This window comes from Hymenobacter persicinus, assembly GCF_004167665.1.
In the GTDB taxonomy this organism is placed as follows: domain Bacteria; phylum Bacteroidota; class Bacteroidia; order Cytophagales; family Hymenobacteraceae; genus Hymenobacter; species Hymenobacter persicinus.
The window spans coordinates 85,741-99,033 of the sequence record NZ_SEWE01000015.1; the positions used below are offsets into that span (position 1 = coordinate 85,741).

General features: G+C 63.0%; 10 protein-coding genes. 6 read left to right on the forward strand and 4 right to left on the reverse strand.

Features of this window, described 5'->3' with window-relative positions; genetic code table 11:
- Positions 1 to 140 precede the first annotated feature (140 nt).
- The gene (locus EWM57_RS09340; RefSeq protein ID WP_129920876.1) at positions 141 to 575 is read left to right on the forward strand and encodes a hypothetical protein; all 435 of its coding nucleotides are present in this window, start codon (positions 141 to 143) and stop codon (positions 573 to 575) included.
- 70 nt (positions 576 to 645) lie between these two features.
- Positions 646 to 1,050, forward strand: a complete 405-nt coding sequence (gene arfB, locus EWM57_RS09345) for an alternative ribosome rescue aminoacyl-tRNA hydrolase ArfB (protein WP_129920877.1) — start codon at positions 646 to 648, stop codon at positions 1,048 to 1,050.
- A 14-nt stretch (positions 1,051 to 1,064) separates the two neighbouring features.
- Here the strand turns inward: arfB and mgtE are convergent, their stop codons facing one another.
- Positions 1,065 to 2,447: a magnesium transporter gene (gene mgtE / locus EWM57_RS09350; protein WP_129920878.1), complete on the reverse strand. Its 1,383-nt coding sequence runs from the start codon at positions 2,445 to 2,447 to the stop codon at positions 1,065 to 1,067.
- 232 nt (positions 2,448 to 2,679) lie between these two features.
- Between mgtE and EWM57_RS09355 the strand changes: the two genes are divergently transcribed.
- From EWM57_RS09355 to EWM57_RS09365, 3 genes are all read left to right on the forward strand, one after another.
- The gene (locus tag EWM57_RS09355; RefSeq protein WP_129920879.1) at positions 2,680 to 3,501 is read left to right on the forward strand and encodes a cyanophycinase; all 822 of its coding nucleotides are present in this window, start codon (positions 2,680 to 2,682) and stop codon (positions 3,499 to 3,501) included.
- Positions 3,502 to 3,637: 136 nt separating this feature from the next.
- A complete protein-coding gene (locus EWM57_RS09360) occupies positions 3,638 to 4,885 on the forward strand; it encodes an OmpP1/FadL family transporter (RefSeq protein ID WP_129920880.1) in 1,248 nt (415 codons plus the stop codon).
- 24 nt (positions 4,886 to 4,909) lie between these two features.
- The gene (locus EWM57_RS09365; RefSeq protein ID WP_129920881.1) at positions 4,910 to 6,373 is read left to right on the forward strand and encodes an SGNH/GDSL hydrolase family protein; all 1,464 of its coding nucleotides are present in this window, start codon (positions 4,910 to 4,912) and stop codon (positions 6,371 to 6,373) included.
- Positions 6,374 to 6,441: 68 nt separating this feature from the next.
- Here the strand turns inward: EWM57_RS09365 and EWM57_RS09370 are convergent, their stop codons facing one another.
- The 3 genes from EWM57_RS09370 to polA all read right to left on the reverse strand — a co-directional run bounded on the left by EWM57_RS09370 (position 6,442) and on the right by polA (position 10,906).
- Complete coding sequence (locus tag EWM57_RS09370) at positions 6,442 to 7,416, reverse strand: YpdA family putative bacillithiol disulfide reductase (RefSeq protein ID WP_129920882.1); 975 nt, start codon at positions 7,414 to 7,416, stop codon at positions 6,442 to 6,444.
- Positions 7,417 to 7,472: 56 nt separating this feature from the next.
- Complete coding sequence (locus EWM57_RS09375; protein WP_129920883.1) at positions 7,473 to 7,892, reverse strand: DoxX family protein; 420 nt, start codon at positions 7,890 to 7,892, stop codon at positions 7,473 to 7,475.
- Positions 7,893 to 8,029: 137 nt separating this feature from the next.
- Positions 8,030 to 10,906, reverse strand: a complete 2,877-nt coding sequence (polA, locus tag EWM57_RS09380) for a DNA polymerase I (protein ID WP_129920884.1) — start codon at positions 10,904 to 10,906, stop codon at positions 8,030 to 8,032.
- Positions 10,907 to 10,991: 85 nt separating this feature from the next.
- Here polA and EWM57_RS09385 point away from each other — a divergent pair.
- Positions 10,992 to 13,293, forward strand: a 2,302-nt coding sequence (locus EWM57_RS09385) for a delta-60 repeat domain-containing protein (RefSeq protein ID WP_165370465.1), incomplete at its 3' end; no start/stop codon positions are given.

Consider the following 13,293-nt stretch of genomic DNA (forward strand, 5'->3'; position numbering starts at 1 on the left):
GAAAGTGGGGTTGGGAACGAAAGCTAGGCAATAAACCGGAGCGGCAACCAGCCAACCCGGGGCCGGATGCCTCGCGTAAGAACGGTTAGGTTTGTAGCCGGCTGCACGCGTGCGTGGTCCGTGCCCTTACTTTTTCGCCAATGCTGCTCAAGCTGCTACTGTTGAACCTTGCCCTGGCCGCTTACCTGACGGGCGTTATCTGGACCGTGCAGCTCGTGCACTACCCCGGCTTTGCCCGGGCTGCCCGCGACACGTTTGCTGATTTTCACCGCCAGCATTCCCGGCAGATCAGCTGGGTGGTGATAGCGCCGATGGTGCTGGAGCTGGGCCTGGCCGGCGCCCTGGCCTGGTTGGGTGCGGAGCTGGGCGCCGTCCGCTGGTGGGCCCTGGCCCTGGTGTTACTGATTTGGGCGGCCACCTTTTTTATCACGGTCCCGTTTCACCACCGCCTGGCCCAGGGCTACGACTACGTGGCCATCGACGGGCTGGTGCGCACCAACTGGGTCCGCACCCTGGCCTGGACTGCGCGGGCCGGCCTGCTGGGCGGGCTGCTTTGGCAGCAGCTCGGGGCTTGAAAACCCAACTGCCGACGCCAGCCGCCGTACCGCTTTCATATTCCTGTTCTACTTTCTTGTTTGCCCGCTCATGCTGCCCGCCGCCGAAGCCTTTCTGCCCGAAATCCAGTTCCAGACCAGCCGCAGCAGCGGCCCGGGCGGACAAAACGTGAACAAGGTGGAGTCGAGGGTGGAGCTGCGCTGGAAGCCCGCCGACTCCCAGCTGCTGAGTGAGGAGCAGAAGCAGATCCTGCTGACGAAGCTGGCCTCCAAGCTGACCACCGAGGGCGAGTTGCTGGTGGTGGCGCAGGAAGACCGCAGCCAGCTGCGCAACAAGGAAACGGCCCTGCTCAAGCTGCATCAACTGCTCACCAAAGCCCTGCACAAGCCCAAGGCCCGCAAGCCCACCAAGCCCAGCAAGGGTGCCGTGCGTCAGCGCCTCGAATCCAAGAAAAAGCACAGCGAGAAAAAGGCCAACCGCGGCCGGGTGGAGTAGGGGCGAAAGGCGCCTTACAGCAGCGTGCCGCGCAAAAACAGCACGGCAAACGAGAAGTAAATCACCAGGCCCGTCACGTCGACGAGCGTGGCCACAAACGGGGCGGAGGAGGTAGCCGGGTCGGCGCCGAGGCGCTTGAGCAGCAGCGGCAGCATGGAGCCCGCCAACGAGCCCCAGAGCACAATACCCACCAGGGAAAGGCCGACCGTGAAGCCGATAAGCAGGTAGTGCTGTCCGTAGTCTTTCGGGTACAGGTAGGCCCAGACCAGAATGCGGATCAGTCCTACGGTGCCCAGAATAACGCCCAGCATCAGGCCCGCGGCCAGCTCCCGCCGCATCACGCGCCACCACTCGCCGAGTGTGATTTCGCCCAGCGACATGGCCCGGATAATCAGGGACGTGGCCTGGGAACCGGCATTGCCGCCGGCGCTGATGATGAGCGGAATAAACAGGGCCAGCACCACGGCTTTGGCAATTTCGTCTTCGAAGAAGCCCATGGCCGTGGCCGTAAACATTTCTCCAATGAGCAGAATCACGAGCCAGCCGGCCCGCTTGCGCACCATGTTGAGCAGTGGACTGGTCAGGTAGGGCTCGTCGAGGGCTTCCGAGCCCCCGAGCTTCTGAATGTCCTCGGTGTCTTCCTCTTCCCGAATGTCGAGAATGTCGTCGATGGTCACGATACCGAACAGGTAGCCCTCGTCGTTGACGACGGGCAGCGCCACCCGGTCGTTGCGCCGGAACACCTCAATGGCCTCTTCCTGGTCTTGCATGGCCCGCAAACTCACGAAGCGCCGGTCCATGATTTCGCTCACGGGCTTGTCGAGCGGGGCCAGCAGAAACTCCCGGATGCGAATGTCGTCGATGAGCACGCCCCGGCTGTCGGTCACGTAAATCATGCTCAGCGTTTCGGACTGTCCGCCGTGGCGGCGAATATAGTCGAGCACCTGCTGCACGGTCCAGGTTTCGCGGATGGCAATGTAGTCGGGCGTCATCAGGCGGCCCACGCTGTATTCGGGGTAGCCCAGCAGCTCCAGCGTCACCTTGCGCTCGGGCTCCGACAGGGTCTGGATCAGCTCCTTCACGAAGTCGTCGGGCAGAAACTCGAGCAGGGCCGTGCGGTCATCCGGCGACATCTCGTTGAGGATGTCGGCAATCTTTTCCTGGGTCAGGTTGGCCAGAAAGTGCTTCTGCACCTCCAGCTCGAGGTATTCGAACACCTGCGTGGCCAGGCGCAGGGGCAGCAGCCGGAAAATAATGAGCTGCTCCCGCTCTTCCTCGGCTTCAATCAGCTCCACCAACTCCGAGGGCTCAAAGTCTTTAAGCGCCTGCTTGAGCTTGAAAAACTCGCCCTCCTGAATCAGGGACGTAATCTGGTCGGTAGTCGGATGCTGATTCATTAAGAAGAAGGAGGGAGGTTTTTCGCTAGGCAGGAAGATTTGGTCCGAAAACGGGCGCGCAAAAATAGCCGAAAAAACTCGCCCTGCCGCGCTGCCGTTTTCATTTTCACAACCGCCCGGACGTTATTTCCCGGCCTTTTTTCGTCCCGCCGCGTTCAGGTAGGCCTATCCGCGGGCAAGGGCTTTGCCCCGGCCCGTGTACATTTGACCTCCGCTCCCTTTTGCGTCACCTATGTCCCAGTCTTTTACTTCGCCGCTCGGAACGCTCGTGGCCCTCGGCGGGGGCGACGATGACGCTATGCTGGCCCTGCTCAGCGACCTGCTGCCCTCGCCCGACGCGCGCATCGAAATCCTGGCCATGGCCGCCAGCGACGCCACCACTACCGGCGCCAACTACATCCGGGCCCTCAAGGAGCTGGGCTGCACCAACGTGCGCCACCTCAAAATCGATGAGCGCCACTCCGCCGACAAGCCCGCCGCCCTGCGCCGCCTCCAGGAAGCCAGCCTGCTGTTTTTCACCGGCGGCGACCAGGAAATGATAACCCAGACCCTGCACGGAACCGAGTTTCTGCGTCAGCTCCGGCACCGCTACCAAACCGAGGCCGGCTTCTTCGTGGCCGGTACCAGCGCCGGGGCCTCCGTGCTCGGCGACCAGATGCTGGTGGACGGGCACGGCTGGCGGGCCCTGCGCAAGGGCGGCATTCGCACCGTGCACGGCCTGGACCTCGTGCCCCAGCTGCTGATTGACCAGCACTTCGTAGAGCGGGGCCGCTTTGGCCGGTTGGCCCACGCCGTGCTGGTACACCCCATGTGCCTGGGCATCGGGCTGGCCGAGGAAACGGGCATCATCGTGCGCGGGGGCACCGAGGCCGAGGTGTTCGGCGACGGCGTGGTGATGGTCGTGGACGGGCGCCACCTGAAGGGCAGCAACCTGGGCCGGGTGGGCCGGGGCGAGCCGGTGGCGGGCCAGGATTTGCGGGTGCACCTGCTCGTGGCCGGCCAGCACTTTCAGCTTCGCTCCCGGCAGGTGCTCGAAACCGACGAAAACCGCTGATCCGAACTCACTTCAGGAAACGGAATTCTTCTATCTTGCGGCGCTTCAAGAAATAGTCGGCACGCCGACTATTCAATGGATTTTCTCCCTACATTTAGTCCCAACAACCCAAAAATCCCACTTTTCTCTCTTTCATATGAAGTTTAAATCTCTACTCCTCGTGGGTGGTGCGCTGCTCACGGGCACGGCTGCTTCGGCGGGCGGTTATCAGGTAACGCTGGCCGGACAGAAAAACAATGGCATGGGCGGTGTCGGTGTGGGCTTGTCGCTGGATCAGGCCGCCATGTTCTACAACCCCGGCGCCCTGGCCATGGTCAAGGACCGCGGTGTGCAGCTGGGCGTGAATGGCACGCTGGCCCGCAACTCGTTTGTGGCCGAAGGCAGCAACACCCAGCGGGAGCTGCGCAACAGCGTGGTGACGCCGTTTAACTTCTACGCCGGCTTCGGCCCCGCCGAAGGCAAGTTCCGCGCGGGCATTGCCGTCTACACGCCCTTTGGCAGCAAACTCCAGTACGCCGAGGGCTGGGAAGGCCGTACTTCGCTCACCGACATCGACCTGAAGTCGATTTACGTGCAGCCCACCTTCAGCTACGCCGTAACCGACCAGCTCAGCTTGGGCGTGGGCCTGACGGTGCTGGCCTACGGGGCCGTCAACCTGCAGCGCGACATTGCCCTGCCCGATTCCTACGGCCACATTGAGCTCGACGGCAAAGCCAAAAACCGCATCGGCTTCAATGCCGGCCTGTTTTTCAAGCCTAACCCCAAGCTGAGCGTGGGCATCAGCTACCGCTCCAAGATTGACGCCACGGTGGAAGACGGCGACGTGAAGTTTTCCAACATCCCGGCCAGCTTTGCCACCCGCTTTGAGGCCACCAAGTTCAGCGCCACGCTGCCCCTGCCCGCCACCACCAGCGTGGGCATCGGCATCATGCCCACCGAAAAGCTGACCATCGGCTTCGACGTGAACTTCGTGGAGTGGAGCAAGTACCGCGCCCTGCAGTTCGACTTCGACCGGCAGATCAACGGCTCCACGGTCAGCACCTCCAAGCGTGACTACCAGGACGCCCTCACCTTCCGCCTCGGCGGCCAGTACCAAGTGACCAGCGGCCTGACCGTGCGCGCCGGGGCGGCTTACGACGAGTCGCCGGTGAAGGACGGCTTCGTGACCCCCGAAACCCCGGACGCCAACCGCGTGAGCCTGACTGGCGGCGCCTCGTACTCGTTCGGCAAATTCGGCGTGGATCTGTCGACCCAGTTCGTGAAAATCCAGAAGCGCACCCAGACGCAGGCCGACCTGATCAACAACGCCACCACGGACCGCATTGCGGGTACCTACAAGACCAACATCGTCATCCCGGGGATTGGTCTGAACTACAACTTCTAAGCGTCTTTCTGACTTCTTCCCACCATGAATACGACCTTTATCTTCCGCAAAACGGCACCCTTCCTGGCGCTGCTGGGGCTGAGCCTGAGTGCTTGCCAGCCCGACCTGGAGAATGACAATAAACCTAGTGCCGGCACCGCCGACTTCACGACCTACATTGCCGTAGGTAATTCCCTGACTGCGGGCTACCAAGATGACGGCTTGTACCTGCAGGGGCAGCAGAATTCCTACCCGGCATTGCTGGCCCAGCAGTTTAAGGCTGTCGGCGGGGGCGAATTCGCCCAGCCGCTGTTCAGCCCGGGTGAGTCTAATGGCACTGGCTACTTGCAACTCACTGGCTTTACGAATCCACCGGCACCCGCCACGCCCTCGCCCATCCTCACCCGCGTTACGACGAGCTTGGCCACCGGCCGCGGCCTTGGACTGGACGGCAAAACTACTTTGCTCACGCGCTACACCGGCACCGACAACCAGAACCTGGGCGTTCCTGGCATTCGCGTAGCCGATATTACCACGCCCGGCTATGGCCTGAACAATCCACAGGGCTTCAATCAGTATTTCGAACGGCTGCTGCCGGCCAACAGTACGACTTCGTACTTGGCGTACGTGCAGGAGCGGGTAACTACGCTGAAGCCTACGTTCTTCACCAACTGGCTCGGCAACAACGACGTGCTGGGCTACGCCACTACGGGTGGCGTCACCCCGTTGAGCACGGTAGCTGATTTCACCGCCAAGTACAACCAGATGGTGGATGTGCTGACCGCTAACGGGGCTAAGGGCGTGGTAGCTACCATTCCTAACGTGACGAACGTGCCGCTGTTCACCACCGTACCCACGGCAGCCGTTATTGCCCAGATCAACGCCACGCCGATTCCGGCTGCGCTGGTGCCCGTACTGCTGGCTCAGCTGGCTCCGCTGGGGGTAACTACTTTGCCCGCCGGCACCCGGTTTGGCCTGTATATCAAGACCAACAACACTGGTTCGGCCCGCGAGGCCACGGCCGCTGATCTGCTGCTGCTGCCCGCCAGCTCTTACATCAACACGCCTTCGGCGACCAGCCCCTTCCCCAACGGTATCGGAATCGTAATTCCCGGCGCTTCTGCGGCGCTGGCCGGCGCACTGGCCGCTAGTGCTAATGCTCTGCCAAACGTCATGGTACTGGATGCCGCTGAAATTTCCAGTGTCACCACCCGGACCAACGAGCTTAACACCGTAATTACCGCCGCCGCTGCGCGCAAGGGTTTGGCAGTTTTCAATGCCAACACGTTCTTCTCGCAAGTGGCTTCCAACGGCTTCATCACCAACAACGTGAGCAACAACGCCAGCTTTATTTCCGGCAATCTGTTCTCGCTCGACGGCGTACACCCCACGCCGCGTGGTTACGCTGTGGTCGCTAACGAGATGATCAAAGCCATCAACTCCACGTACGAGTCCCGCGTGCCCCAGTTGAACCCGAACGATTACCGCGGCGTACGCTTCCCGCAGTAAGCAGCTTCCCGTTTGCAACAAAAAAGCCTCCTTCCCACTCGGGAAGGAGGCTTTTTTGTTGTCCAGAGCTACCGCCGTGCTGCTAATTGCTCGGCAATGACTTTGGCGTGGTGGCGGCCGTTTTCGATAAACCAGCGGCTGGTGTTCAAGCCCCCGCAGACGGTACCGGCCACAAACACGCCGGGACGGTTGGTTTCAAACGTGTCCTCACTGTGCCAGGGCGTGCGGGCGGCGTCGGTGCGGCACTCGATGCCCAAGGCCGCGAGCAGGCGGTAGTCGGGGTGGTAGCCGGTGAGGGCGTACACGAAGTGGGCCGGAATGCGCTGAAGGCCGTCGGGTGTCAGCACCTGCACGGCGTCGGCGTCGATGGCCTGCACAGTGGTGTTGAAATATGCCTTGATGCGGCCTTCGGCAATGCGGTTGACCAGGTCGGGCCGGATCCAGTACTTCACCGATTCCGACACGGCGGCCCCGCGCACGACCAGCGTCACGTCGGCGCCGGCCCGCACGAGTTGCAGGGCGGCTTTGGCGGCCGAGTTCTTGGCCCCGATAACCACCACGTGCTGCCCGACGTGGGCATAGGGTTCCTTGTAGTAGTAGCTCACCTGGGGCCGGTCTTCGCCGGATACGCCGAGTCGGTTGGGTACGTCGAAAAAGCCGGTAGCCACGATAACGTAACGGGTGCGGATTCGGCCTTTCTCCGTGACGACTTCGTAGGCGCCCGGCGTGCCTTCCAGCGCCAGCACCCGCTCGTAGAGGCGCAGGGGCAGCTTTTCGCTCACTGCCACCCGACGGTAGTAGTCCAGGGCGTCTTCGCGCAGGGGCTTGTAGTGGGCAGTAGGAAAGGGATAATCCCCGATTTCGAGCAGCTCGGGGGTGGAGAAAAACTCCATGTTGGTCGGGTAGCCGACCAGGGAATTCACCAGCGCGCCCTTGTCCACAACCACGGCGGACAGGCCGCGCCGCTGCACTTCTAGGGCGCAGGCCAGGCCCACCGGCCCCGCCCCGATTACCACTACCTCGTAAGAAACTTCAGCTGTCATAGCCCTAATACCCGCTCCCGGGCCCCGGTGTTTTCGCCCGGCCGGCGGGAAGACGCTTACCGCTTCTGCCGCAACGCCTTAAGCGCGCCCGTCGACCACAGGGCCCAGCCCATCAGCACGGGCTGGAAGAACAGGCGCCCGAGCCGTTTGGTGTCGGTGTCGAGGCCGAAGGCGGAAAGGTGGTGGGTGTACTGGTGGACGTTGCCGGGAAATACGGCCGCGTAAAAAGCCGCCAGCCCTAGGCCCATTTGCGCCCGGCGCCGCTTAGCCAGCAGCAAGGCCAGCCCTAGCCCAATTTCCACCACGCCCGACTGCAGCACTACCGTGTCCTTATCGAGCGGAACGAAGTCGGGCACCTGGGCCTGGAATTCCCGGCGCGCAAACGTGAGGTGGCCCGTGCCAGCTACTACCATAAAAGTAGCCAGCCCGATGCGGGCAACATTTTGCAGGGTGGAAGTCGGAGCGGAGCGGAGCATAGATTCAGGGACGAGGCGACAGATACTGCTAGGCTATACGGTGCGCCACGGACTTTTGGGTACGCCTAAAACGCAAAAAAGCCTGCCTGGCAGCGCAACGGCTCCCGGGGGCAGGCTTCTTGGCAGAGGTTGTGGGGTTAGTGGGCCTGCAGCCAGTTCTGGCCGGTGCCGACTTCCACTTCCATCGGCACGCTGAGCGGCAAAGCACCAATCATCAGCTCCTGAATCTTGGGAATCACGTAGTCGACCTCGGATTTGGGCGCGTCGAAGACCAGTTCGTCGTGGACCTGCAGGATCATCTTGGTGCCCAGGTTTTCCTTGTCCAGCCAGTCGTGGATGCGGATCATGGCAATCTTGATGATGTCGGCGGCCGTGCCCTGGATGGGGGCGTTGATGGCGTTGCGCTCGGTGAAGCCCCGCAACGTGGCGTTGCGGGAGTTGATGTCGCGCAGGTAGCGGCGGCGGCCGAGCAGGGTTTCGGCGTATTCCAGCTCCCGGGCCTTGTTGATGCTGGCGTCCATGAAAGTTTTCACGGCCGGGAATTCTTCGAAGTAGGCGTCGATGATTTCCACGGCTTCCTTGCGGCCGATGCCCAAGCGTTGGGCCAGCCCGAAGGCCGAAATGCCGTAGATGATGCCGAAGTTGACGGTCTTGGCCTTGCGGCGCATCTCACTGTCCACGGCTTCCAGCGGCACTTTGAACACCTTGCTGGCCGTGGAGCTGTGAATGTCGATGTGGTTGCGGAAGGCCTCAATCATGGTTTTGTCCTGCGAGAAGTCGGCCATGATGCGCAGCTCAATCTGGGAGTAGTCGGCGGCAATCAGGATGTGGTCGGCGTCGCGGGGCACGAAGGCCTTGCGGATTTCCCGGCCCTTTTCGGTCCGAATCGGAATGTTCTGCAAGTTGGGGTTGGTGCTGGAAAGGCGGCCGGTGGCCGTTACGGCCTGGTTGAAGGAGGTATGCACGCGCCCGTCGAGCTCACACACCAGCTGGGGCAGGGCTTCCACGTAAGTACTGCGCAGCTTGGTGAGCTGGCGGTGCTCCAGAATCAGGCCGGCAATGGGGTTGTCGAGGGCGAGCACGCTGAGCACTTCCTCGCCCGTGGCGTATTGCCCGGTCTTGGTTTTCTTGATTTTACCCCCACCCAGGCCCATTTTATCGAACAAAACCTCCCCGAGCTGCTTGGGCGAGCCAATGTTGAACTCCTGGCCTGCGGCGGCAAAAATCTGCTGCTCCAGCTCGGTGATGTAGCCCTGGAGCTGGGCCGAGTACTCGCCCATGGCCCCGGAGTCGATGCGCACGCCTTCGTACTCGACGTCGGCCAGCACTGGCACGAGCGGGTTTTCCACCTCGTTGAGCAGCTTGAGCAGGTTCAGCTCCCGGAGCTTGGGCTCAAACACGTGCTTAAGCTGCAGGGTCACGTCGGCATCCTCGCAGGCGTAGTCGGAGACTTCCGCGGGCGGCAAATCGGCCATCGTCTTCTGCTTTTTACCCTTGGGCCCAATCAGCTCAATGATGGACACGGGCGTGTAGTGCAGGTAGGTTTCGGCCAGCACGTCCATGTTGTGGCGCATGTCGGGCTCGAGCAGGTAGTGAGCCAGCATGGTATCAAACAGCGGCCCGCCGATGCGGATGCCGTAGTGCTTGAGGATGGTCAGATCGTACTTGATGTTCTGCCCGACTTTGGTGATGCCCGCGTGCTCCAGAAACGGCCGGAACTCGTCGACCAAAGCCTGGGCGGCTTCGGGGCTGTCCTGGGGCACGGGCACGTAGTAGGCCTCGCCGGGCAGCCAGCAAAACGACAGGCCCACCAGGCGCGAGGTCATCGTGTCGAGGCCGGTGGTTTCGGTGTCAAAGCTGACTTCGGTTTGCTGGAGCAAAAACTTCAGCAGCTCCCGGCGCAGCTCCGGCGTTTCGACCAGGTGGTACTGGTGGGGTACCTCGGCCAGGGTGCGGCGGGGGCCGCGGGTGGTCAGGCTGTCGGGGTCTTCCTCAATGAACTCAGTGATGCCGGGCGCGGGCGCAAACAGCGAGGCCTGGTGGCCGGCGCCGGTCGGAATGCTGCTCTTGGTGCCCTTGGCTGGCCCGATGGGCGTGGCGGAAGTGCGCGTGGGGCCGGTTTTGAGCACCCGGGCCGCCAGCTGCCGAAACTCCAGCTCGTCGAATAGGGCGGTGAGCTTGGCCTCGTCGGGGGCGGAGCAGCACAGGTTTTCGGGCTCGAAGGGCAGGGGCACGTTCACGTGAATGGTGGCCAGCTCCTTGCTCATCAGGCCCTGCTCGGCAAAGTTGCGCACGTTTTCCTGCTGCTTGCCCTTGAGCTCATCGACGTGGGCAATCAGGTTTTCCACCGAGCCGTACTTCTGAATCAGGGTTTTGGCGGTTTTCTCCCCGATGCCGGGAATGCCGGGGATGTTGTCGGAGGCGTCGCCCTGCAGGCCCAGAATGTCGATAACCTGCTCGGCCCGCTCAATCTCAAACCGTTTGAGCACGTGGTCGAGGTCGAGGATTTCGGCGGCGTTGCCCATAAAGGCGGGCCGGTAGATTTTGATGCGGTCCGTCACGAGCTGGCAGTAGTCCTTGTCGGGCGTCATCATGTAAATTTCCTCGAAGCCGTGGGCCTCCGCGCGCTGGGCCAGGGTACCAATGACGTCGTCGGCCTCGAAGCCGTCCATAATCAGGATGGGAATATCGAAGGCCTGGATGATCTGCTTGATGTAAGGAATGGCCGTGCCGATGTCCTCGGGCATGGCCTGGCGCTGGGCCTTGTAGTCGGCGAACTGCTCGTGGCGGAAGGTTTTCTTGGCCGCGTCGAAGGCCACGCCGATGTGGGTGGGCTTCTCCTTCTGGAGCACTTCCACCAGCGTGTTGGTGAAGCCCAGAATGGCCCCGGTGTTCATGCCCTTGGAGTTGATGCGCGGATTTTTGCTGAAGGCAAAGTGGGCCCGGTAAATCAGGGCGAAGGCGTCGAGCAGAAAGAGCTTTTTGGGGGCCGGGGCGGGAGCGGTATCGGTCATAGTAGGGCGAAGGTAAGCAGCCCGCGGGGGCGGGCCGCACTGAATTTGTGGGTAGCTTTACGGGCTATACTGTAAACAACAAAGGATGAAAGGATTCTTACGTGTCGTCTTATTTCTGGGTACCTTTTTGGCCGTTTGCGGGCCCGCGGCGGCCCAAACCATCGACCCCACCTTCGCTGCGCCCGGCGTGTACCAAACGGCCGGCACCAACGCCTCCCTGCTGCTGCCCAACGGCCAGCGCCTGCTCTCGGGCGGGTTTAACCGCGTCAACGGGCAGGCCAGCTACAGCCTGATCCGGGTGAATGCCAACGGCGCGCCGGACCCCTCGTTTATGGCACCCCTGGGGGATGGTCCCAATGTGCTGCAGCGCACCCAAAGCGGCAAGATTCTGATTTTCAGCGGGGGCGGCCTGTTGTTTCCGGTGGGTGGCGGCTACGGCTTTCTGCACCGGCTCAACGCCGACGGCAGCCTGGACGGCAGCTTTAGCAGCATCAACACGCAAAACGGCTCGGCTTACACCATGCAGGTCCAGGCCGACGATAAGATCCTGGTCGGCGGCAACTTCACGGGCTTCAACGGGCAAGCCGCGGCCGGCCTCGTGCGCCTGCTGCCCGACGGCACCCGCGACGCTTCCTTCAGCGTGGGCACCGGCGCGAACGGCGCAGTAAGCTACACCTTGCAGCTCCCGGACGGCAAAATTCTGGTGGCCGGCAACTTCTCCACCTTCAACGGCCGCAACTGCCACGGGCTGGTGCGCCTGCTGCCTTCCGGCCAGTCGGACCTCACTTTCTACGATGCCGGCCTCGACGCGGGCACGATGGTGCAGGCTGTCACGGCCCAGCCCGACGGCCGCCTGCTGCTGGCGGGCCGGCTCTACGTCGACGGCAATCCGAACCTGCGCTTCCTGGTGCGCCTGCTCCCCGATGGCTCCTACGACTCCTCGTTTACACTGCCCTACTTCGGCGGCAACCGGGCCGGGGTGGGCACGGCGGGCACGAACCTGGTGCGCCTGCAAGCCGACGGCCGTATCCTGGTCGGCGGGGCCTTCACGAGCGTCAACTCGGTGCCGGCCTACAGCCTAGTGCGCCTGCAGCCCGACGGGGAGGTGGATGCGTCGTTTGCGCCCTCGCACAGTGTCCGGTCGGCGGTGGGCAGCCTAGAGGTGCACGCCAACAACACCATTTCCGTAAGCGGGCTTTTCAACGACTACACGCCCCAAAAGAAAAGCTTTCTGCTGCTCAACTCCGACGGAACCGAAATCAACACGGCGTGGCCTTTGCTCCAAGCGCCGGGCAGCGTGACGGCGGCCGTCACCCAGGCCGACCAGAAAATCGTGGTGGCCGGGCGCTTCGATGAAATTGCCGGCCGGGCGGCCGTGGGGCTGGCCCGCCTGCTGCCCAACGGCGGCGGCGACAACACCTTCGCCGCCGCCGCCCCCGCCCGCGGCGACATCTACGCCCTGGTGGAGCAGCCCGACGGCAAGCTGCTCGTGGCCGGCGCCCTGATTGAAGCCGGCCTGAGCTACTACACCCGCGGCGTCACCCGCCTGCTGCCCGATGGCGCCCCAGACAACACTTTCAGCGTGGGGCAGGGCTTCAGCAACCCCGTCAAGCATCTGCTCTTGCAGCCCGATGGCCGAATGCTGGCCGTCGGCACTTTCGGCAGCGTCAATACCCTCTCGACGCTGGGCGTGGCCCGCCTGCTGGCCAACGGCACCCCGGACGCCTCGTTTCGGGTGAATCCGCCCACCGTATTTATCCGGGAGCCCCACGCTGCCGTGCTGCAGCCCGACGGCAAGGTGGTGGTAAGCGGCTTTTTCAACAAGTTTTCGGGCGGCACTACGTTCGGCCTGGTCCGCTACCGCCCCGACGGCTCCGAAGACCCCACGTTTGCCAACAGCACCGAATTTACCAACGCCAGCGGCTACGTTCCGCTCTACGGCCTGGCCCTGCAGGCCGACGGCAAGCTGCTGGTCGGGGGCGAATTCAGCCGCTACGGCAGCCAGGACGTGCGTAACCTGATTCGCCTGCAGCCTTCCGGCCAGCTCGACCCCAGCTTCGCGCCCGATCTGAGCTGGCGCCGCCTCGGCGAGGCCACCGTGCAGGCCATCCTGATTCAGCCCAACGGCCGCCTGCTCACCAGCGGGACCATTTTCTCGACCAACATCGGCAGCACCGCTCCCTTCATGGCCCGCTTCCAGCCCGACGGCGCGCCCGACGCATCTTTCTCGGCGCCCATCTTCACCGACCGGACCGGGCCCGCCAGCATCTCGGTGCAGCCCTCGGGGGCCGTGCTGCTCTATGGCTACTTTGCCCGCCTGCGCTTCGGCACGGCTGGTCCTTACGTGGAAAGCCCGCTCGTGCGCATCGACGCCGGCAACGTGCTGG